The organism is Prolixibacter sp. DSM 2831, assembly GCF_056493735.1.
Genome location: NZ_CM151379.1, coordinates 1,822,411 through 1,844,253, shown reverse-complemented (window position 1 = coordinate 1,844,253; position 21,843 = coordinate 1,822,411). Strand labels below are relative to the sequence as shown.

Sequence of the window (21,843 nt, the reverse complement as noted above, 5' to 3'; positions counted from 1 at the left end):
TCGTCGGGTTACCGAGTTGAAAAGCAACCACCCCTTTCCGGAACACATCTTGCGTATGACTAAACTAACGAATGATGAAACAAACCCTAATCATATGCTTACTCATTGGCAGTATTCATTCTGCGAATGCGCAATTTGCCAATAACAATGCAATTTATTCAACAAGCGGGTTGAGTTTCGGAAATTACATAGGAGGCGATGTGAGTTTGAATTATGTGCATCGGGAAAAATATTCTTGCCGGGTTGGATACAGCGATTATTTGCGAAAACCCAAATCGCAACCGGCGGATTATTCATCGGGTTTGGCAAAAGCAATCATTTTCGGCCTGGAGAATCCTCATGACCAAATAGAAAATTACCAAATCGCTATGGGTCGGATATGCAAACTAAATGAACCGGGTACCATAAGAGCCAATTTATCCATTGGAGTTGGTTATACCATCATAAAAGAGCCTGAAAATTGGCAAAAGGTAGAAGGAATATCTTTGGTGGCGGAGAATTATACCTGGGATTATCATCAGCAAAACAAGGTAAGCCTAATCATCAATCCCCAAATAGAATTTCCATTCACCAACATTTATGGATTGACAATTTCACCTATGCTGCAAATCAATAAAGACAGGACCTACGTTGGAATTGGCATTGGGCAAATGATTGGATTGCTAAGAAAACGAATAGAATAAGCGCTTAACACAATACCATTATATATTTCCTCAGAAGCAACCACAAATATGCTCAAACACATCTAACATAAACTAACGAATCATGAGAACACAAGCTTTCTTCTTCCTGACCGCATTGCTCGTTGGCATGATGAGTTGCCAGAAAGACGACAAGTCAGAAGCCAACGCCGGGATTCATTTTACCAAGAATGAAAAGATTTCGGATGTCATCGTGAGTTACGACGAAATTGTGGGCTACGATTCGACGCGTTACATTTTCCAGGTCACGCCATCGGCCTGGAACCGGATGAACAAAGAAATCTCGCCCAGCTATCCCGACCCGCATTTCGCGTTTGGTGTTGCTGTCGACCAACAACTCATTTATTCGGCGAAGTACGTTCCCGGCTATTATTCGTCGAGTCAACACGATGTTGTCACATTTCTGCTGGTGGAACCGGATTTGATTTATCTCAAGTTGGGTTACCCGTCCTCTCCCGGGCTTTTTACCGGGGAAGATTTACGGAATGATTCGAGGTTAATCGGGCAATTGAAGAAAGACGATAAATTGATGGAGATTGGGAATTGATGTGCAGCCCCGCCGGAGTCAACCTATTTAGACCGATTTGTCGACTCATCCCAACCCTTCTCTATGCCAGAGAAGGGCTAAAGACCTGCAAATATCTGAGGTCCCGAGTTACCGGAAGAACAGGAAATCTGAAGTCCTCCCCCTTTAATTCCCCCTCCAAAGGGGGATAGTTCGCCAACTTCCGACCGAATTTCACATTTCTAAATAATAATATGGTACGACCATTCGCGAGCTGTCCTCCTCTGGAGGAGGTGGCCGACAGGCCGGAGGAGGATTGTGTCGAAAGGTTCCCAATTTCAGGTTAGCCCCATCAAACAAACACCCCCGTCATTTGTTTGCATACAAAACTTCCACTCTTACCACCCTAAGAAACCGTTTATCAACTTTTATCGTAATCAAATCATCAGGCTCATGGTAAGTCTGTTTTAAAATTTAACGTTAGCGTGTTGCTTTACAGATTGTGAACAATTCAATACAAGAAGAATAGCATATGAGCCTGTTAAAAACCTTCAGAGTGGACCAAACTCAACCGGTACACCCCATCACTTTTATGTTCCTGTACATGCCATTTGGGATTTTCAATGGCTTCATCAGTGTGACCATGGGATTTCTATTAACCAAGGCCGGCGTTTCGTTGGCCGGTGTTGCCTCGATTGTTTCCCTCCCTTACCTGCCCAACATTCTCAAATTTCTGTGGGCGCCGCTGGTCGATACGACTCTTACGGTGAAAACCTGGTATCGTATCGCCAATGTGGGTACTGTAGTAGGCATTTTGGCAACGAGCGTCATCCCTCATAATTCGCACTTTCTGCCCTTGTTAATGGTCGTCGTCTTTTTAACCGCCGTAGCCAATACCAACATTGCCATGACGACCGAGAGTTTAATTGCGCAGGAGGTACCCGATGAGCACAAAGGGCGCGCCGGAGGTTGGTTGCAAGCCGGAAACCTGGGCGGATTTGGTATCGGCGGCGGTGCCGGAATCTGGCTGGCGGAAAGAATGCCGGCTCACTGGATTTCAGGGGCCATTATCGCACTAGTCAGTCTGCTTTGCGGGCTGGGTTTACTATTTCTGAAAGACCCGGCTCCGTTTAAGCGGGAAGAAACGTACCTAAAGACGATCGGGACACTTGGCAAAGAAATTTGGGTGTTGGTAAAGTCGAGGGCCGGCTTTTTAGCACTTATCCTCTGTTTCCTTCCCGTTGGTTCCGGTGCGGCTTCGAATTTATGGTCGTCAATTTCCGGCGATTGGCATGCCTCGCCGGATGCCGTAGCTCTTGCCGTAGGAATTGTAGGCGGTGTCGCTTCCGCCATCGGCAGTTTGCTGGGCGGATGGATTGCCGATAAAATGGACCGGAAGAAAGCCTATATTTTATTCGGCCTGCTGGAAGGAGGCGCTGCACTCCTGATGGCGCTGAGTCCCCGCACACAACTGATGTTCATGATTTGGACGACCATCTACGCCATCACGGTAGGTTTAGCCTTTGCCGGATTTAGTGCGTTTGTCCTGGAAGCTATCGGAAAAGTGGGTGCAGCCACCAAATACAACTTCTTTGCAGCTCTTTCAAACATTCCCATCTACTCGATGATATTTGTGGATGAATGGGCGCACAACAGATGGAGCTCAACCGGTATTTTGACGGCGGAAACCGTGATGCCGGTGTTGGGAGCCATCATATTCATATCTGTGTTATTTTTTGCCAGAATGAAGCCGGAAACCGTGAACAAAGATTAAATACGATTTATTCAACCCGCTTCGGGGTTGATGGGTTAACGCGTATTCCCAATCCCCCAATTTCATTGGGGGTGATGAATGTATATCCGGCGTTGCCGGAAATAAATAAGGAGACAGCATTAGGCTAAAGCCTATATAACCTTATCCCTTGTCACCCATGGCTAAAGCCATGGGCAATTCAGGCGCTCTTTGCGTTCATCCCAGCGGGATGACATGTTGTTAGAAAACGAATCCTCAATCGAATGTACGACCCCGGCCGGGGTCGAATAGATTCCCTTTGCCTCGTTCTAATAATATATGACTCCTCCGGAGTCATTTGCACAAAAACAACCTGAGATTATCCCGGAGGGATAGAATATTCTTCTCCGCCGGTGAAACCGGTGGTTTAGCAACGAACAAAGCAACAACTCCGGAGGAGTTGAATTAGGATGCTGATTCAACCTTCTTCGACATTCCCGGAAGAAATATCGAAAATATTAGGCTAAAGCCATGGGCAATTATAATTTATTCACCGCCACCTTGTAGTGCGGATCTTCCAGCACGTTGACGTCGATAATCTGCTCGGCGTTTTTCAGCAGGATTTTGCAATCGGGGCTCAGGTGTTTCAGGTGAATCTTCTTCCCTACTTTCAGGTAGCGTTCCGTCATCTTGTTCAGCGCCTCAATAGCCGACATGTCGACTACCCGGCTTTCAGCAAAATCGATAATCACCTCATCCGGGTCGTTCAATACATCAAACTTTTCGTTGAAAGCAGTGACCGAACCAAAGAACAGCGGTCCGTAAATCTCGTAATGCTTTACGCCATTGTCATCGGTGTATTTCCGTGCCCGGATGCGCTTGGCATTGTCCCACGCAAACACCAGTGCCGCGATGATGACACCAATCAGAACCGCTACGGCCAGGTTATGGAAGACAACCGTCACCAGCGTTACCATCACCATGACCAAGATATCTGATTTTGGCATTTTATTAAAGGTTTTCAGGCTGGCCCACTCGAACGTACCGATGGCGACCATAATCATCAGTCCGGTAAGCGCTGCCATGGGTAGTTTTTCAATCAATCCGGCACCAAACATGATAAACACGAGCAACATCACCGCTGCCACGATACCCGACAAACGAGCACGGGCTCCGGAAGAGATGTTAATCAAACTCTGGCCGATCATGGCACATCCGCCCATTCCGGAGAAGAGACCGGTCAGGAAATTGGCCGTTCCCTGCGCAATCGCTTCCTTGTTACCGGAACCACGCGTCTCGGTAATCTCGTCGATAATATTCAGTGTCAACAAACTTTCAATCAAGCCCACACCGGCGACAATGGCCGCATAGGGGAAGATGATGGAGAGCGTTTCGAGATTGAGCGGAACCTCCGGCAGATGGAACGGCGGAAAACCTCCCTGAATGGAAGCAATATCACCCACGGTACGAGTATCGATGCCCAACGCGGCTACAATTCCGAAAACGACCAGGATAGCCGTCAATGGCGCCGGAATGGCTTTGGTGAGCTTCGGCAAAAGCCAAATGACCAGCATGGTAACGAAAACCAGTCCCAGCATGGTGTAAAGCGGTGTTCCAGTTAGCCAGTGTCCCGTGCTGTCTTTAAACTGGTGCAGTTGCGACATGAAGATGATAATCGCCAGTCCGTTGACGAAGCCGAAAATCACCGGATGCGGAACCAGGCGCATCAGTTTTCCCAGCTTCAATACGCCGGCCAATATCTGAATAATTCCGGCCAAGATAACCGTAGCCAATACGTACTCCGGTCCGTGTGTTTTGGCCAACGCTACAATCACTACAGCAACAGCTCCAGTGGCACCGGAAATCATCCCGGGCCGTCCGCCCAGAATCGATGTAACAATGCCCATGATGAAAGCCGAATAGAGTCCGGTGAGCGGAGACAATCCCGCGATAATGGCAAATGCCAGTGCTTCCGGTATTAAAGCCAATGCCACCGTCAGTCCGGACAGGACTTCGTTTTTATAATTTACTTTTTGCGTTAATCCAAACAGATTAAGATACTTCTCCATGTCAAACTTTTAATCATACATTTCCTTTCCGGAGCCATTCAGCCCGGAACCGATTTCTACGTAAGTGCACGGATTTAATTCGTTAGATGGTGATCAGGTCAGGTTCCTTTCTTATTTAGAACGCGCAAAAATAAGAATATCCCACTCATTCACAACAAGCGGGATATTATGTAACGGTAAAGGTTTCCTTCGTTTTTCGTTACCGGAAACAAAAAAGCCGGCACTCAACGAGTTACCGGCTCCATATTTTAATTCTTGTATATCTTCGGCGGTCGTTTTAGTGCGCGAACCACCAATATTATTCCAGCCAATACAAACGGGATACTGAGCAGCTGTCCCATATTCAGCAACATATGTGCTTCGAACGGCTCCTGGTCCTGTTTGATGAATTCGATGAAGAAACGGGCGGTGAACACACAAATAAAGAATACGCCCAACAAGAAGCCGGGACGATTCCGCTTGTCATCCGTTTTAAAATACATTCGCCACAGCAAGATAAAAGTTCCCAGGTAACAGAGTGCTTCGTAAATCTGTGTCGGGTGTTTGGCAACGGTTTCGCCGTTCCGCTCAAAGATGAATCCCCAGGGCAATGAAGTCTGTACACCATAAATCTCTGAGTTCATCAGGTTACCGGTACGAATAAGCACTGCGACCAGCGCTACCGGTACGACCAGACGATCCAACGTCCAGAGCATCGAGCGTTTAGTAACAAACCGTGAATAAAGCCAGATGGCAATCAGAATACCGATGGCCCCGCCGTGACTGGCCAGACCACCGTGCCAAACCTTCAGAATTTCCCACGGGTGCTGTGAATAATAGTCCCATCCATAAAAGAAAACATGTCCTAAACGCGCGCCGACAACCGTGGCGATAATCACGTACATAAACAGACTGTCGAGCCACTTTTCGTTGGCATTTTCAAACTTGAACATCTTCTCCATGATGTAATATCCCAACAAAAACCCGGTGGCAAACAGAAGTCCGTACCAACGAACTGACAACGGGCCGAGATGGAAAATCTCCGGATTTACATTCCAATGGATGAACAGGAACTCATTCATAGTATGTGCACATTAAAAGTAAAAGCAGCAAGTTGCCCCTGCTGCCATATGAAGAACTAATTTATTTTCGTTTACACAACACCACGCCCGTGACATTGTTTATATTTCTTTCCACTTCCGCACGGACACGGGTCATTTCGTCCGATTTTCGGTCCGTGGCGAACCGGTTCCATTTTCTTCTGTGGTTGCTGCTCGCCACCTTGTCCGCCACCTGAATTCAGGCCGCCGGCTTCGCTCTTCTCTTCCTGGTACTGTGACCGATCGGTGTGTTGTACCGCCTGCGCTTCCTGTACCTGATTCGGGTCGCTAATCGGAATATGTCCTTTCATCAGGGTAGAAACAACATTTCGGTTCAGCTTGTCCATCATCGATTTGAAGAGGTTGAACGATTCCAACTTGTAAATCAACAGCGGGTCTTTCTGTTCGTAACTGGCATTCTGCACTGAAGTACGCAAGTCGTCCAGTTCGCGCAGATGCTCTTTCCACTCATCGTCAATCGAAGCAAGGTTTACCTGCTTGGTGTATGATTTCACCAGGTCCTGTGCCTCTGTTTTATACGATTTCTCGAGGTTGGTAACAATCTGGTAAACCTTCTGCCCATCGCTGATAGGAACAACGATGTTATTGTATATGTGCGATTTGTGTTCGTATACATCTTTAATGACCGGCCATGCCTGTTTCGAAATGATCTGCACCTTACGGGAATAATTGTCGATCATTGCTTTGTAAATCCGATCAGTAATTTCTTCCGGATTCTGGCTGATGAATTCTTCCTTCGTCACTGAAGTGTCGATGGAGAGCAGACGCATGGTCTCGAGACGGAATTCTTCGTAGCCATCCTGTCCCATCGGATGGAAATCGGCTACCAGTGCTTCCACTGAGTCATACATCATATTCAGCACATCCACTTCCAGGCGTTCGCCGAAGAGTGCGTGTTTACGTTTCTTGTAAATCACCTCACGCTGCGAGTTCATCACATCATCATATTCCAGCAAACGCTTACGAATACCGAAGTTGTTCTCCTCGACTTTCTTCTGTGCCCGCTCAATGGATTTGGAAATCATGGAGTGCTGAATCACTTCGCCTTCTTCCAGTCCCAAACGGTCCATGATACCGGCAATCCGGTCGGAAGAGAAGAGACGCATCAGGTCATCTTCCAGCGATACGAAGAACTGTGATGAACCGGGGTCACCCTGACGACCGGAACGTCCGCGCAACTGACGGTCGACACGACGTGATTCGTGACGCTCAGTACCGATGATAGCCAAACCACCAGCTTCTTTTGTTTCCGGCGTCAATTTGATGTCGGTACCACGACCGGCCATGTTGGTTGCAATGGTTACCGTTCCCGGTTTACCGGCTTCCGCCACAATGTCAGCCTCACGCTGGTGCAACTTCGCGTTCAACACCTGGTGATCGATACCCCGCATTTTCAGCATCCGGCTCAGCAATTCCGATATTTCCACGGAAGTGGTACCTACCAGCACCGGCCGTCCCTGCTTATGGAGGTTGGTAATCTCTTCAATAATGGCGTTGTATTTCTCTTTCTTGGTTTTGTAAACCAAGTCTTCCTGGTCCTTACGGATAATGGGTTTGTTGGTCGGGATGACCACAACTTCCAGTTTGTAGATGTCCCACAATTCGCCTGCTTCCGTCTCAGCAGTACCAGTCATACCGGCCAGCTTGTGGTACATCCGGAAATAGTTCTGAAGCGTAATCGTCGCGAACGTCTGCGTAGCCGCTTCCACGGTCACCCGCTCTTTCGCCTCGATGGCCTGGTGCAATCCGTCGGAGTAACGGCGACCTTCCATGATACGACCGGTTTGCTCATCCACGATTTTCACCTTGTTGTCCATCACCACGTACTCCACATCCTTTTCGAACATGGTGTAGGCACGCAACAACTGGTTAATGGTGTGCACACGCTCCGACTTCACCGCGTAACTCTGAATCAGCTCATCTTTCTTTTCCAGCTTGGCCTGGTCTTCCAACGACTGGTCGTTTTCGATCTCAGCAATCTCTGCACCAATATCGGGCAAAATAAAGAAGTTGGGATCTTCGTTGTCTTGCGACAGCACATCGATACCCTTATCGGTCAACTCAATTGAGTTCAGTTTCTCGTCGATAACGAAGTAAAGCGGGTCGGTAACAACATGCATGTTCTTGCTATTGTCCTGCATGTAGTAGTTCTCCGACTTCTGCATCTTAGCTTTGATACCCTCTTCACTCAGGTAACGAATGATCGCTTTATTCTTGGGAAGACCTTTAAATGCACGGTACAATAACAATGCACCTTCATCACGCTCTTTCGAATCTTCCGATTTTATCTTTCTCTTGGCTTCCGCCAGAATTTGCGCTACTAGGTCACGCTGCAGTTTTACCAAACGCTCGATCGGTGATTTCAACTCTTCGAACAGCTGGTCGTCCCCCTTCGGAATCGGACCCGAAATAATCAACGGCGTACGGGCGTCGTCAATCAAAACCGAGTCGACCTCATCGACGATGGCGTAGTGGTGTTTCCGCTGCACCAAATCGGATGGGTTGATGGCCATGTTGTCACGCAGGTAATCGAAACCAAACTCGTTATTGGTTCCGTACGTGATGTGCGCATTGTAGGCAGCACGTCGTTCGGCCGAATTGGGCTGATGCTTGTCGATACAATCAACAGACAAACCGTGGAATTCGAAAATCGGTCCCATCCACTCCGAGTCACGACGGGCCAGGTAATCGTTCACTGTTACCAGGTGAACACCTCTTTCAGCCAACGCATTCAGGAACACCGGCAGGGTTGCCACCAGCGTTTTACCTTCACCGGTCGCCATCTCAGCGATTTTACCTTCGTGAAGCACTATACCACCAATGAGCTGAACATCGTAGTGAATCATATTCCACTTCTGGTCCGAACCGCCCGCTTCCCAGTGATTGGCATAAACGGCTTTATCACCTTTCATGTCCACATAATCTTTCGCGGCAGCCAAATCACGGTCGAAATCGTTGGCCGTCACTTCCAGCTGTTCGTTTTCAGCAAAACGACGGGCGGTATCTTTTACGATGGCAAAAGCGGTGGGCAATACTTCATTCAATACCTCTTCAATCTTCGTATCGATCACCTCTTCCAGTTTGTCGACGCGATCGTAGAGTTTTTCACTCTCTTCCAAAGGCACAGAACCACTTTCAGCCTGTTCCTTCAATGAAGCTATTTCGTCTTCTTCAGCCTTGATATACTCTTTAATCCTGGCTTTTAGTTTTTCTGTCTCAGCTCTAAGCTCGTCGTTGGTAAATCCGGTTACGCGCTCAAATTCACTTTTCACGCGTTCCAATACCGGCAAAATCCCTTTGATATCCCTTTCGGATTTATTACCAAAGACTTGTGTTAGAAATTTTGTTACAAATGCCATTATATCTTGTTCTGTTATTTTTTATGTTTACTTCTATCGCGAATCACTCACAAATTAAACTAAAAGTTGCAAGTATTGAAAACAATCCTTGCTTTTTTCAGCGAGTGAAATTCCCCAATTTTTTGCCATCACAGAACAAAAAAAGGAGAATACCGCCAAGGGCACTCTCCTCTTTACGAAATCAATATTTTCGGATGTAAAATCGCGATCTGATCAATTTCCCGCAAGATGGCAGATTTGCCTGGCGGGAATTGTTTATCAAGAACTATGCCCCGGCTGTCGGATCCGTAAATGAACGGTTGCCCATTTCCCGATCCATCATCAGCAGGCCTTGTCCTTCGCCATTGATCATCTTCAGATTATTCAAAATCTGATCAACTGTATTCTCCTCTTCAACCTGTTCGTCGAGGAACCATTGAAGGAAGCTTTTGGTTGCATGATCGGATTCAGCGATAGCTATATCCATCAGTTTATTAATGCGTTCCGTAACGCTCTGCTCGTGAGCCAGCGTCTTTTCATACACATCGATTACATTATCGAACTCAGCCGGAACTTCAGCAATCGGGTCCAGAATCACCCGTGCTCCCCGGTCGTTCACGTAATCGAAAAATTTCTGTGCGTGCGCCAACTCCTCCTTGTATTGAACCTTCATCCAATTGGCAAAACCTGACAAACCGACAGCTTCGAAATAAGCCGACATGGACAAATAGAGGTAAGCCGAATGAAATTCAGCGTTAATTTGCTCGTTGATTGCTTTATTAACTGCTTCTTTCAACATGATTAATTGATTTAAGGTTTATATATCCGAACCCAAATATACAAATAATCAGGCGGGCGCCCAGCCACGTTGGAACCACATTTATTAACTCATCCGCGCTTTCAGACCATCTGCCAGCGTGCTCAGGAATTGCTCTGTTGTCAGATAGTGTTCCGGTTTCAGGTCCTTGCCGTGAATAGCCAGTGCCAGGTCTTTTGTCATTTTGCCTGATTCAACGGTATCAACGCAAACTTCTTCCAGCGTATGACTGAATTTGATCAACTCTTCATTGTTGTCAAGACGTCCACGGAATGCCAGACCACGTGTCCACGCGAAGATGGAAGCAATCGGGTTGGTTGAAGTCGGGTTGCCTTTCTGGTGCTCACGATAGTGACGGGTAACCGTTCCGTGCGCTGCTTCTGCTTCCAGAATATCTCCATCGGGAGTCATCAGTACGGAAGTCATCAGACCGAGTGAACCGAATCCCTGAGCTACGGTATCCGACTGCACGTCGCCATCGTAGTTTTTACAAGCCCAGATGAAGTTACCGTTCCATTTCAGTGCCGATGCCACCATGTCATCAATCAGACGGTGCTCGTAAGTGATGCCAGCTTCTTCGAACTGTTTCTGGTAATCTTTTTCATAAATATCCTGGAAGATATCTTTAAAGAAACCGTCGTATTTCTTGAGGATGGTATTCTTGGTTGACAAATAAAGCGGCCATTTTTTCTGCAGGGCCATTTTAAAACAGCTGTGTGCAAACCCGCGGATAGATTCTTCGGTGTTGTACATCGACATTGCCACACCAGCTCCTTCGAAGTCATACACTTCGTGGGTTACAGGTTCTGAGCCATCTTCCGGAGTGAAAGTCATCGTCAGTTTACCGGGACGATCGACTACCATGTCGGTTGCACGATACTGATCACCAAATGCGTGACGTCCGATAACAATCGGGCCGGTCCATTGCGGAACCAGACGCGGTACATTCTTCACGAAAATAGGCTCGCGGAAAATCGTTCCACCAATGATGTTACGAATGGTACCGTTCGGTGATTTGTACATCCGCTTAAGGCCAAACTCTTCCACCCGCTTTTCGTCCGGGGTAATGGTTGCACATTTAATCCCTACTTTGTACTGCTTGATGGCGTTGGCTGCATCAACAGTCACCTGGTCGTTGGTAGCATCACGGTGCTCAATGCCCAGGTCAAAATACTTGATGTCAAGGTTCAGGTACGGCAGAATAAGCTGATCTTTAATCATCTGCCAGATAATCCTGGTCATTTCATCGCCGTCAAGTTCTACTACGGGATTGGAAACATTAATTTTGTCCATGCCTGAATAATTTTTAATAGAGTAAATTAGATGTTTTACTTAACAAGAATTGACTTCTTTGGTTTGAATGTCACTCACATCTCAGGTTACGGTACATATATCTTTCAAGCTTCTCTTAACTGTCAAAATCGAGTCCGAACATCTTCTTAAACAGTGCCAGCGAAGGATTTTCATCCACCATGGCCTGCCATTTTTCCGTGTCGGAATAAGGCTTACGCGGTAACGCATCATCACCTTCCGCAATCTGAAACTCCACTTCAATCCGTTCGTTCCGCAATGTTCTTCTCAGGAATCCCAGCAATTTGGGCTTCACTTCCAAAACCAGCCTTTCGCGCTGCGTCTCGTTGTCGAGCATGTAATTCACTGTCCAATCGTCGCCCAACGAGGGTTCGCGCGTCGATAACGCTGCATTCAACTGAGGTGCCTCTACCCGCACCACAAACTCTTTCCACGCAGTCACCAACTGTTCCCCGGAAAACGGATGCACTTCCGGCTCAGCCGCCTGCGTTGTCTTCTGCACCACTTCTTTTTTGTACTCACCGGAAGAAGTATTTCCCTTCAACGCATTGGCAATCGAAGGCGTCGAAATACTGTCCCTCCGTACTACCCGCCGGGTCTTTACCTTCCCGGGGGGAGTAACCGTCGGTGCGCTCGCCGGTCTGCTTGCTCCTGCTGGATTATTACCGACCGCTCCGTTTTGTGTTGCTGTACTCTGTTGCGGCTTCGCAGCTTTTTTTGCTGCCGGTGCCGAAAATATGGGTAAAAGTATGGTTGAAGCTACGCGTTCGTCAGCTCTTTTTTTTTTTAATGCCTCTTCCAGCTGTGCAATACGGATGAGCGCCAGTTCCACCAGAAAACGCTTGTTTGAGGAAGACTTGTATTGCATGTCACACTCGCTGGCCAACCTCAATCCTTCCACCAGGAATGGTAAATCACACGCTTTCGCCTGTTGGCTGTATTTCTCTTTGATATCGCCACCTACTTCTAGCAATTCCACTGTCACCTGATCCTTGCAAACCAGCAAATCGCGGAAATGCTGGCATAGTCCGGCCACAAAATGATGTCCGTTAAATCCTTTGTCCAGGATTTCGTTGAAAATCATTAGCACACCCGACACATCTCCCTTCTGAAATCCGTCAATCAATCGGAAGTAGTAGTCGTAATCCAACACGTTCAGGTTGGCAATAGTATCCTGGTAAGTGATATTACTTCCCGAAAAACTTACCACCTGGTCGAAGATGGAAAGAGCGTCACGCATCGCGCCATCTGCTTTTTGGGCAATAATGTTCAGTGCTTCCGGCTCGAAAGTGATTTGCTCTTTTTCGGCTACCGAAGCCAAATGCTTTTCGATATCCGTAATGCCAATCCGGTTGAAATCGAAGATTTGACAACGGGAAAGGATGGTTGGCAATATTTTATGTTTCTCGGTAGTTGCCAGCACAAAAATAGCGTGTGCCGGCGGCTCTTCCAGGGTTTTCAGGAATGCATTGAAGGCGGCCTGCGACAACATGTGCACCTCATCGATAATGTACACACTGTATTTTCCAATCTGCGGGGGAATCCGAACCTGGTCAACCAGTGTACGGATATCGTCCACCGAGTTATTGGAAGCCGCATCCAGCTCGTGAATGTTGTAGGAGCGATTTTCATTGAAGGCCATACATGATTCACAGGTATTGCATGGCTCCGTTTCAGCAGTGAGATTCTGGCAATTGATGGTTTTGGCAAAAATACGGGCCGAGGTCGTCTTCCCTACTCCACGGGGTCCGCAAAACAGGTAGGCGTGCGCCAGATGACTGTTCCGGATCGCATTCTTGAGCGTGGCTGTAATAGAGGGCTGCCCAATTACTGAGCTGAACGTAAAAGGTCTGTATTTTCTTGCTGAAACAATATAATTCTCCATAAAAATTCCTCGGGTGCCAGATTTGAAATCCAAATATAGTATAAAATGGGAAACCATTTGTGTCCCGTTTTCGCATAAGTTATCAACGACTAAAACAAGCTTCTGGTTTACTGCCAGATGAAAATTACCAGAAGCAACTTTTTACCTGAGTTTATTGTTATTAAATCCGAAATAAAAACTGACAGATTATGAAAAAATTCTTTTTGCTCATCTCCATCCTGACAATGACATTCACTACGTTCGCGCAGGAAAAGACCATTTACGATTTCAAGGTAACAGATATTGATGGACACCCATTTGACATGGCGTCGCTGAAAGGCAAAAAAGTGCTGATTGTAAATACCGCTTCCAAATGCGGATTCACGCCACAGTACAAACAACTCGAAGCCATTTACAGGAAATACGGGCCCGACAAGTTTGTCATCGTTGGCTTTCCGGCCAATAATTTCATGCACCAGGAACCGGGGACCAATGCACAGATTAAGACATTCTGTACCGAAAATTACGACGTCACATTCCCGATGATGTCAAAAATTTCGGTGAAGGGTGATGACATGGCCCCGCTTTATCAATGGCTCACAGAAAAATCAAAGAACGGCGTAATGGATGCGCCGATCAAGTGGAACTTTCAGAAATTCATGATTGATAAAACAGGCCATCTTGTTGGGGTTGCCTGGCCGCAGGACAAGCCCGACTCAAAGAAGATTGTTAGCTGGATTGAAGGCAAAAACTAAGCTTTCGCTTTTACCGCTTCGGCATAACGTGTAAGCGCCCGCTCGCGGGCTTCAGCATGGACGACAATGGGTTTCGGATAGGACATGGTTCCATATTCCGGGACCCATTTTACAATGTACTCACCTTTCGGATCAAACTTCTTTGCCTGCAACTCGGGATTAAACACTCGAAAATAAGGCGCTGCATCATTTCCTGAACCGGCCGCCCACTGCCAGCTACCATTATTCGAAGCCAGATCATAATCCAGCAACTTTCTGGCAAAATAAGCTTCGCCCCAACGCCAATCGATTAACAAATGCTTACACAGGAAACTGGCAACGACCATCCGCACGCGGTTGTGCATGTAACCAGTAGCGTTCAGTTCCCGCATCCCGGCATCAACCAATGGATATCCGGTTCGTCCTTCACACCAGGCTTCGAACTGCTCTTTCTTGTTCTCCCAAACGATATCATCGTAGACCGGTTTAAAAGACCGGTGTACCACTTCCGGGAAGAACCACAAAATAACGCTGTAAAAATTCCGCCAAATCAATTCGCTCAAAAATGTATCGGAATGTTGCATAGCCAATGCTGTCACCTTCCGGATACTAACCGTTCCAAACCGCAAATGGACACTCAAATGCGAAGTTCCGTTCCGGGCCGGAAAATCCCGCTCCGATTCATAACTCTTTAGCAATTCAGCAGGTAATTTACGGGGAGGAATCGGTACTTCAACCCGCGAATACTTCATCTCCCCAAGCGATGGCATGGGGATTGGCACCGTCCTGAAAAAGTTATGGGCATACTTAGAAATGGGTGCCGGCACAACCATCGATTGATTCAGCTTTCGCAGAAAACGTTGCTTGTAAGCTGTAAAAACCGTGTAAGGCTCGCCGTTATCTTTTACTATTTCGTTTGTCTCAAATAAAACATGATCCTTGTAGGTATGAAACTCCACCTCATGCTGGTTCAAAAAAGAAGCTATTTCTTCATCCCGCTGAAGCGTGTAGGGTTCATATTCCCGGTTGGCATAAACACTAAATATGTGATACGTTTCCATCAACGTTTTGAAAACGTCAAAAGGTTTTCCTGCAGCGACATAAAGATCGGAACCAAGGGTTTCCAGTTTTTCCTTAATACTCAGCAATGCATCATAAACAAAACCTACCTGGACATTTCGGTTCTTTTGATCCCGCTGAAATATTTCCGGATCGAAAATAAACACTGGCAACACATTTTCCCTGGTTTTCAGGGCATGCATGAGACCGATGTTGTCTTCCAGCCGCAAGTCGCGCCTAAACCAGAAAATACTAACGACAGCTTTCTCTTTTTTTCTCATCTCAAAACCTTTACCAAGTTATCACCCATATTAGCAGTGAAAAAATGGCCATCCGGTTTGGATAACCACTAAAATCAATACTTCCGTGCATTTGAAAATACGACAATTTAATCTAAAAAGAAACATATTTTTGCGCAGAATAGTTAATATCGTAACTTCAAACCGGTACAAAAACCAACCGATCACAGGAGTAACGCCTGAAAGTTTAATTTAAAAATAAGATTGATACATGACACATGAAAGGGGCTTTGCCAGCGACAATAATTCCGGGATTCATCCCGATATTCTGAAAGCAATGGCAGAAGCCAACCAGGGCCATGCTGTCGGCTATGGTGGCGACAAATGGACCGAGCAAGCCACTCAACTTTTTAAGAAAGAGTTTGGCGACGATACCGAAGTATTTTTCGTATTCAACGGCACTGGTGCCAATATTCTCAGTTTAAAATCAGCTTCCCGCTCATTCAATTCCATCATCTGCGCTGAAACAGCGCACATCCAGGTGGACGAATGTGGTGCCCCGGAAAAATTTACCGGCTGCAAATTGATTCCCATCAAAACATCCGACGGTAAGCTGCGCCCGGACGACATCAAACCGGAACTGCATGGCTTTGGTTTCGAGCATCATGCACAGCCCGGAGTTATCAGCATCACACAGGCGACCGAATTGGGAACCGTGTATAAAAAGGAGGAGATTCAGGCACTGGCCGATTTGGCGCACGAACACGGCATGTACCTGCACATGGATGGCGCCCGCTTAGCCAATGCCGCTGTCGCACTCGAGATGAACTTCCGCGAATTCACCCGCGATGCCGGAGTCGACATTCTCTCATTCGGCGGTACCAAAAATGGAATGATGATGGGCGAAGCTGTTGTTTTCTTCCGCCCTGAGCTGGCTACTTTAACGAAATACTTCCGCAAACAGGCCGCACAGTTGAGCTCCAAAATGCGCTTCATCAGCGCCCAGTTTATTCCTTATCTGGGAAATGGCTTGTGGAAGGAAAACGCTACACACTCCAATCGCATGGCGAAATTGCTCGAAGAAGAGATTCGCTCCATCGAAGGTGTTGAAATCACCCAACCAGTAGATGCCAACGGCGTATTTGCCATCATTCCCGGTGAACTGATATCTGAATTACAAGAAGAGTTTTTCTTTTATACATGGGATGAACAACGTAACGAGGTGCGTTGGATGACCTCGTTCGACACCACCGAAGAAGACATCCGCACGTTTGGAAATCTGCTACGGCAAAAAATGAAAAAATGAGCATATTCCGGTACATTCCGGGCAATAATTACACCGAAGAGCAACGACAACTGGACAAGCGGATTTTCAGGCACAGCCTGTTCTTCCCTTCTTTTCTGGTTATCTTGCTTTGGCTAATCAGGTTATTCGAATCAGAATTTCATCTTGATTTGGTCCAGGGAGGAATCTATCCTCTTCATGTGAAAGGACTGCTCGGAATCGTTACCGCGCCTTTGGTTCACGGTAGCTTCAGCCACCTGATGGCCAATACCGTCCCGCTATTTATCCTCACCGTCGCGCTTTTATTCTTCTACCGGGACCTGGCTTACCGCATCTTTTTCCTTATTTGGATTTTGTCGGGAACGTTCGTTTGGCTGGGAGCACGGGAAGCCTGGCATATTGGCGCCAGCGGTGTCATATACGGACTCGCGGCCTTCCTTTTTATGAGTGGTGTCGTTCGCAACAATGTTCGCCTGCTCACCATTTCCATTATTGTGGTCTTCCTTTATGGAGGACTGTTTTGGGGAATCTTTCCCATGAAACCGGAAATCTCATGGGAAGGACATCTCTGGGGAGGCATATCCGGATTGGTTTTGGCAGTCGTTTACCGGAAGAAAGGCCCGCCGGAAGAAGAACATCACTGGGAAGAGGATGATGATGAATTCGTTTCGGCAGAAGAAAAGGTTGAAGAAAACACCATTTCGCCCGATTCAGCACAAGGTTTCGATGAGCAAGAACATCCATCCTGAGCCCATTGATATACGGCTCAATATCAATAAATAGTAAATAAAACAACGAACGTCAACCGAATTGGTCTGTACATCCAATAAATGTTGTATTTTTGCCCTCGTAACAATTAGCAATAGGAAATCTAATAAAAAGAAAGTTCTTACCCGATTATGATTAGCCGTAGGATCATCCGCACCAAAGTATTGCAGATTCTGTATGCCCACTTTACCACACCGGGAAAAACCATTAACCAATCAGAATCAGAACTAAACTTCAGCATCCGTAAAACATACGACCTTTACCACTTACTGTTTGCTCTGCTCATCGAAGTTCGCGATTTTGCCGAAGAACGACAGACCGCCGGAAAACGTAAAAACATTCCGTCGTGGGATGATCTTCACCCCAACACCCGCTTTATCGACAACCGGATTATCAACCGGCTGAAAGAGAATGAAGCGTTGAATAAATACATCGAGGACAACAAGATTAGCTGGAAGAACAATCCCGAGCTTGTTCGTAAACTCTACCTCGAACTGGCAGAATCGGAGTTTTACAAGCAGTACCTCACAGCCGAAACGAGCAGTATCCAGGCCGACCAAAAGCTTTGTGAACGCTTCTTTGCGGAGTTGGTTCTCAACAACGATCTTTTCGAAAGCGAGCTGGAAGAACAGAGCATATACTGGAACGACGATTTGGATTTTGTTATCAGCATGGTCATCAAAACCATGAAAAAGGTAAAGCAGGATCCTTCCCCTACGCTTCGTCTGCTTTCTCTTTATAAAGATGACGAAGACAAGGATTACACCGTTAAGCTGTTCCGGAAAACGATTCTGAAGCACGAAGAGAATCACAAAATCATCGAGTCCTACACCAAAAACTGGGATGTGGAACGTGTGGCACTGATGGATATTCTTATCCTGGAACTAGCCATCACCGAGCTGACCGACTTCCCGTCCATTCCGATTAAGGTGACGCTAAACGAATACATCGAACTGTCGAAATATTACAGTACGAAACGTAGCTCAACCTTTATTAATGGTGTACTCGACCGGATAAGCAAAGATTTCCAGGAAGACGGCCGTATTGTGAAAGCCGGTCGCGGACTATTGGATGGAAAATAAAAATAGATGAGCCGTTTTACTATCTTCATTTACATTTCTGCATTGCTGTTCCTGGCGGGATGTCACAACCAACCAGGTCAGAGGGATAGTACACCGAAAGATACAATAGCGGTACATCAAAAGGGACCGGCCAAATTTGAGTTTCACGACGAAATCCATAATTTTGGTACCCTGAAGGCAGGAGAGGTCGTCTCTTTTTCCTTCCGTTTTGAAAATGCAGGTGGTAAGCCGCTTACCATCTCGAAAATAGATAACGAATGCGGATGTTTGGAAATTTTATATCCGAAAAAACCGGTTCAACCGGGAGAAAAATCCACAATTGAAGTTATCTTTAACTCCGATGGAGAATGGGGAAACCAATTCAAAACCATCGAGATTGAGACCCGCAGCGGGTTGAAAAAGAAAATTGCCGTTACGGCGCATGTATTGAACGAACAATTTGAAAAACTGATAAATACGAAATGATGAACAACTTACTCTTTGTTATTGCACAACAGCAAACCAACCCATTGATGACCTTTCTTCCCCTGGTATTGATTATGGTCGTTTTCTATTTCTTCATGATCAGACCCCAGATGAAACGTCAGAAAGAACTACGAAATTTCCGTTCTTCGCTACAAAAAGGCGATAAGGTAGTAACTACCGGCGGATTGTATGGACGGATTGTTGAAATTAAAGACAGCATTATCTTCCTCGAAATTGCCCCTAACGTGAAGGTAAAAGTAGACAAGAGTGTTGTACTAAAAGACATCAGCGACGCACCGCAGCAAAAATGATAAAAGGCTGGTTCTTCCAGCCTTTTTTAAATTTTAGTTGGCCGTGATTAGAGAAATACGAACAAGGATATATAAAATCAAAAGATTTTTCCGTGACGAACATCCGCTTCGCCGCGACGGCAAATTGTTTATATTTCTCATCTGCTTTCTGATTTCGTCCTTCTTCTGGACCCTGAATAACCTCAGCAAGAATTACACGGCCCGTATCTCCTTTCCGGTAAAATATATCGATCTTCCTACCGATCAAAAGTTATCTCAACCACTTCCGCAACGATTGGAATGTACTGTAAATGCTTACGGCTTCACCTTGTTGCGTCACAAACTCAGGTTATCTTTCTCTCCCATTTTAATCAATGTGAGTGAACTGAAGACCAAGCACAAAGTTTCAGAAAATAATCACTTTGGTTTTTCAGCTTCCACCGAAGCCAACCGGAGCATGATTGTTAATCAGATTAGTAACGAAATCCAGGTACTGAACATTTACCCGGACAGCCTCTATTTTAATTTTGACCCGATTGTTGAACGAAAGTTTCTGGTCAAACCGGAAGTTAATGTCACCCTGCTGAACCAGTACATGCTGAAACAATCTCCCTACACCACACCCGACTCGGTAGTAGTTAGAGGCCCCGAGGATGTTTTGGATACATTAAAATTTGTATCGACCCGGAAACAAGAATACAAAAATCTTTCACACAGCATTCAGCGAAATGTTTCAATCGCCGCAAATAACGAATTACAGTTCACGCCCCGCCGCGTGGTACTGAATATTCCGGTAGAACAAATTACCGAAGGAACCCGCGAAATTCCGCTCGTCATCAAGCATGTTCCCGACAGCGTCGATCTGAAGGCTTTTCCTTCTTCCATCAAGGTATCGTACAAGGTGGGATTGAGCCAATACGACCAAATCAGTGCTGATAGTTTCCAGCCTTCCATCGATTATGACAGCATCAGCACTTCGCGTCAAAAACTCCCGGTAACGATGGAAAAACATCCCCAGAATATTATTTCGTACGATTACTATCCTAAGGACGTTGAATTTATCCTGGAAAAGAAAAACAACAACTAATGAAGCAAATTGGAGTAACCGGCGGGATAGGCAGCGGGAAGTCCACTATTTGCGGGATTTTTCGTTTGTTGGGTGCGCCTGTTTATGAAGCCGATGCAGAAGCCAAAAAACTACAGGACGAAAACCAGGATATTAAAAAAGGCCTCATCAACCTGTTTGGTCCTTCTATCTATTTCGAAAACGGAAAACTGGACCGGAAAAAGTTAGCCGGGTTTATCTTTTCCGATAAGTCGTTATTAAAGGAAGTGAACGAGCTTGTCCACCCGGTCGTACACGCACATTATGAGCATTGGCTGACGGTTAATGGTCGTGCCCCTTACATTATTTACGAAGCCGCCATTTTATTTGAAAGTGGCTTTTACAAAGACATGGAGGAAATTATCCTCGTTACAGCTCCCGAAAAAACACGCATCGCGCGGGTAGTTAGTCGTGACAAACTAACTTACGAGCAAGTAAAAAACAGAATTCAGAATCAGTGGCCGGAAGAAGAAAAGAGAAAACTGGCCGACTACATTATTGAGAACAACAACTCGAACCTGGTGATACCACAGGTTGTTGAATTGGATAAACGTTTTAAGAACAATGGGAAAATTCGCTAAATGGATTGGCGGCGGCCTGGGATGGACGGTCCTTGGCCCTATCGGAGGATTAATCGGTTTTATTATCGGCTCGGTAATCGACAGCGCTGATGTAAATATCAATCAATACCAGCATCCGTACGACCAGACACAACAACGCAAACCAACCACGCAGGGAGACTACATGGTTAGCCTGCTGGTGCTGGTCGCAGCCGTTCTGAAAGCCGACGGCAAAGTGCTTCGTTCAGAGTTGGATTACGTAAAAAGCTTCTTCAAGCAAAACTTTGGCGTTGAAACCGCTACCGAAGCAGTGAAATCGCTCAAAGGATTACTGGAACAAAACATACCGGTTGCGGAAGTATGCCACCAGATCAAACGGTACATGGACTACTCTTCGCGGTTACAGCTGATACACTTTTTGTTTGGCATTGCAGCTGCAGACCGCGAGATTGATCCGCGGGAAAAAGTCCTGGTGAAAAACATTGCCTACTTCCTGGGAGTGTCCGATGCCGATTACAATTCCATCGAATCGATGTTCATTCCCAGTACCGATTGGGCATACCAGGTTCTGGAGATATCTTCAACAGCCACCGAGGAAGAAATCAAGAAAGCCTACCGCAAAATGGCTGTAAAGTATCACCCCGATAAAGTTAGCTACCTCGGAGAAGATGTTCAGAAAGCCGCTAAAGAAAAATTTCAAAAGGTTAACGAAGCCTACGAGGCTATCCGGCAGGAAAGAAAAATGGTTTAGGATTAGTTAGGCTACCGGTTCAGTACCTTATGAAAATATTACCAGAACGAGAACAGCCGCTGAAGCGT

At 46.3% G+C, this 21,843-nt stretch carries 19 protein-coding genes; 12 read left to right on the top strand and 7 right to left on the bottom strand.

Translation table 11 applies throughout. The annotated features are described in order from the left end of the window. The first annotated feature begins 71 nt into the window (after positions 1 to 71). From AC060N_RS07340 to AC060N_RS07330, 3 genes are all read left to right on the top strand, one after another. Positions 72 to 683: a hypothetical protein gene (locus tag AC060N_RS07340; RefSeq protein ID WP_479526516.1), complete on the top strand. Its 612-nt coding sequence runs from the start codon at positions 72 to 74 to the stop codon at positions 681 to 683. An 82-nt stretch (positions 684 to 765) separates the two neighbouring features. Continuing rightward, positions 766 to 1,248 (top strand): hypothetical protein, encoded by a 483-nt coding sequence (locus AC060N_RS07335; protein WP_479526515.1) that lies wholly within the window; start codon positions 766 to 768, stop codon positions 1,246 to 1,248. 490 nt (positions 1,249 to 1,738) lie between these two features. Beyond that, positions 1,739 to 2,980 carry an MFS transporter gene (locus AC060N_RS07330; RefSeq protein ID WP_479526514.1) on the top strand — a complete coding sequence of 414 codons (1,242 nt, stop codon included), beginning with the start codon at positions 1,739 to 1,741 and terminating at the stop codon, positions 2,978 to 2,980. 497 nt (positions 2,981 to 3,477) lie between these two features. On the opposite strand, the gene AC060N_RS07325 is transcribed toward AC060N_RS07330, so the two are convergent. The 6 genes from AC060N_RS07325 to AC060N_RS07300 all read right to left on the bottom strand — a co-directional run bounded on the left by AC060N_RS07325 (position 3,478) and on the right by AC060N_RS07300 (position 13,458). Next, a complete protein-coding gene (locus AC060N_RS07325) occupies positions 3,478 to 5,007 on the bottom strand; it encodes a SulP family inorganic anion transporter (RefSeq protein ID WP_479526513.1) in 1,530 nt (509 codons plus the stop codon). 248 nt (positions 5,008 to 5,255) lie between these two features. After that, on the bottom strand, positions 5,256 to 6,068 hold the full coding sequence (gene lgt, locus AC060N_RS07320; RefSeq protein ID WP_153638632.1) for a prolipoprotein diacylglyceryl transferase: 813 nt from the start codon (positions 6,066 to 6,068) through the stop codon (positions 5,256 to 5,258). Between the two features lie 71 nt (positions 6,069 to 6,139). Next, entirely contained in the window at positions 6,140 to 9,466 is a 3,327-nt protein-coding gene (secA, locus tag AC060N_RS07315; protein WP_479526512.1) for a preprotein translocase subunit SecA, read from the bottom strand. A gap of 265 nt (positions 9,467 to 9,731) precedes the next feature. Further along, complete coding sequence (locus AC060N_RS07310) at positions 9,732 to 10,244, bottom strand: ferritin (protein WP_106543730.1); 513 nt, start codon at positions 10,242 to 10,244, stop codon at positions 9,732 to 9,734. A gap of 84 nt (positions 10,245 to 10,328) precedes the next feature. Then, a complete protein-coding gene (locus AC060N_RS07305; protein ID WP_479526511.1) occupies positions 10,329 to 11,555 on the bottom strand; it encodes an NADP-dependent isocitrate dehydrogenase in 1,227 nt (408 codons plus the stop codon). 115 nt (positions 11,556 to 11,670) lie between these two features. Next, a complete protein-coding gene (locus tag AC060N_RS07300; RefSeq protein WP_479526510.1) occupies positions 11,671 to 13,458 on the bottom strand; it encodes a DNA polymerase III subunit gamma/tau in 1,788 nt (595 codons plus the stop codon). A 188-nt stretch (positions 13,459 to 13,646) separates the two neighbouring features. Here AC060N_RS07300 and AC060N_RS07295 point away from each other — a divergent pair, with 188 nt between their 5' ends. Continuing rightward, a complete protein-coding gene (locus tag AC060N_RS07295) occupies positions 13,647 to 14,192 on the top strand; it encodes a glutathione peroxidase (protein WP_479526509.1) in 546 nt (181 codons plus the stop codon). Here AC060N_RS07295 and AC060N_RS07290 read toward each other — a convergent pair. Continuing rightward, the gene (locus AC060N_RS07290) at positions 14,189 to 15,511 is read right to left on the bottom strand and encodes a cryptochrome/photolyase family protein (protein ID WP_479526508.1); all 1,323 of its coding nucleotides are present in this window, start codon (positions 15,509 to 15,511) and stop codon (positions 14,189 to 14,191) included. The genes AC060N_RS07295 and AC060N_RS07290 overlap by 4 nt on opposite strands. A gap of 229 nt (positions 15,512 to 15,740) precedes the next feature. Here AC060N_RS07290 and AC060N_RS07285 point away from each other — a divergent pair, with 229 nt between their 5' ends. From AC060N_RS07285 to AC060N_RS07250, 8 genes are all read left to right on the top strand, one after another. Continuing rightward, the gene (locus tag AC060N_RS07285; protein ID WP_479526507.1) at positions 15,741 to 16,775 is read left to right on the top strand and encodes a threonine aldolase family protein; all 1,035 of its coding nucleotides are present in this window, start codon (positions 15,741 to 15,743) and stop codon (positions 16,773 to 16,775) included. Next, the gene (locus tag AC060N_RS07280; protein ID WP_479526506.1) at positions 16,772 to 17,503 is read left to right on the top strand and encodes a rhomboid family intramembrane serine protease; all 732 of its coding nucleotides are present in this window, start codon (positions 16,772 to 16,774) and stop codon (positions 17,501 to 17,503) included. Before AC060N_RS07285 ends, AC060N_RS07280 begins: the two co-directional genes overlap by 4 nt. A gap of 150 nt (positions 17,504 to 17,653) precedes the next feature. Further along, the gene (gene nusB, locus AC060N_RS07275) at positions 17,654 to 18,604 is read left to right on the top strand and encodes a transcription antitermination factor NusB (protein ID WP_479526505.1); all 951 of its coding nucleotides are present in this window, start codon (positions 17,654 to 17,656) and stop codon (positions 18,602 to 18,604) included. A 6-nt stretch (positions 18,605 to 18,610) separates the two neighbouring features. Further along, positions 18,611 to 19,069, top strand: coding sequence for a DUF1573 domain-containing protein (locus AC060N_RS07270; RefSeq protein ID WP_479526504.1), 459 nt, complete (start codon positions 18,611 to 18,613; stop codon positions 19,067 to 19,069). After that, positions 19,066 to 19,380: a preprotein translocase subunit YajC gene (gene yajC, locus AC060N_RS07265; protein ID WP_479526503.1), complete on the top strand. Its 315-nt coding sequence runs from the start codon at positions 19,066 to 19,068 to the stop codon at positions 19,378 to 19,380. The genes AC060N_RS07270 and yajC overlap by 4 nt, the downstream gene beginning before the upstream one ends. A 43-nt stretch (positions 19,381 to 19,423) precedes the next feature. Beyond that, on the top strand, positions 19,424 to 20,446 hold the full coding sequence (locus tag AC060N_RS07260; protein ID WP_479526502.1) for a YbbR-like domain-containing protein: 1,023 nt from the start codon (positions 19,424 to 19,426) through the stop codon (positions 20,444 to 20,446). Further along, the gene (coaE, locus tag AC060N_RS07255; RefSeq protein ID WP_463230158.1) at positions 20,446 to 21,045 is read left to right on the top strand and encodes a dephospho-CoA kinase; all 600 of its coding nucleotides are present in this window, start codon (positions 20,446 to 20,448) and stop codon (positions 21,043 to 21,045) included. The genes AC060N_RS07260 and coaE overlap by 1 nt, the downstream gene beginning before the upstream one ends. Next, complete coding sequence (locus tag AC060N_RS07250) at positions 21,029 to 21,775, top strand: TerB family tellurite resistance protein (protein ID WP_463230156.1); 747 nt, start codon at positions 21,029 to 21,031, stop codon at positions 21,773 to 21,775. The genes coaE and AC060N_RS07250 overlap by 17 nt, the downstream gene beginning before the upstream one ends. Positions 21,776 to 21,843 lie beyond the last annotated feature (68 nt).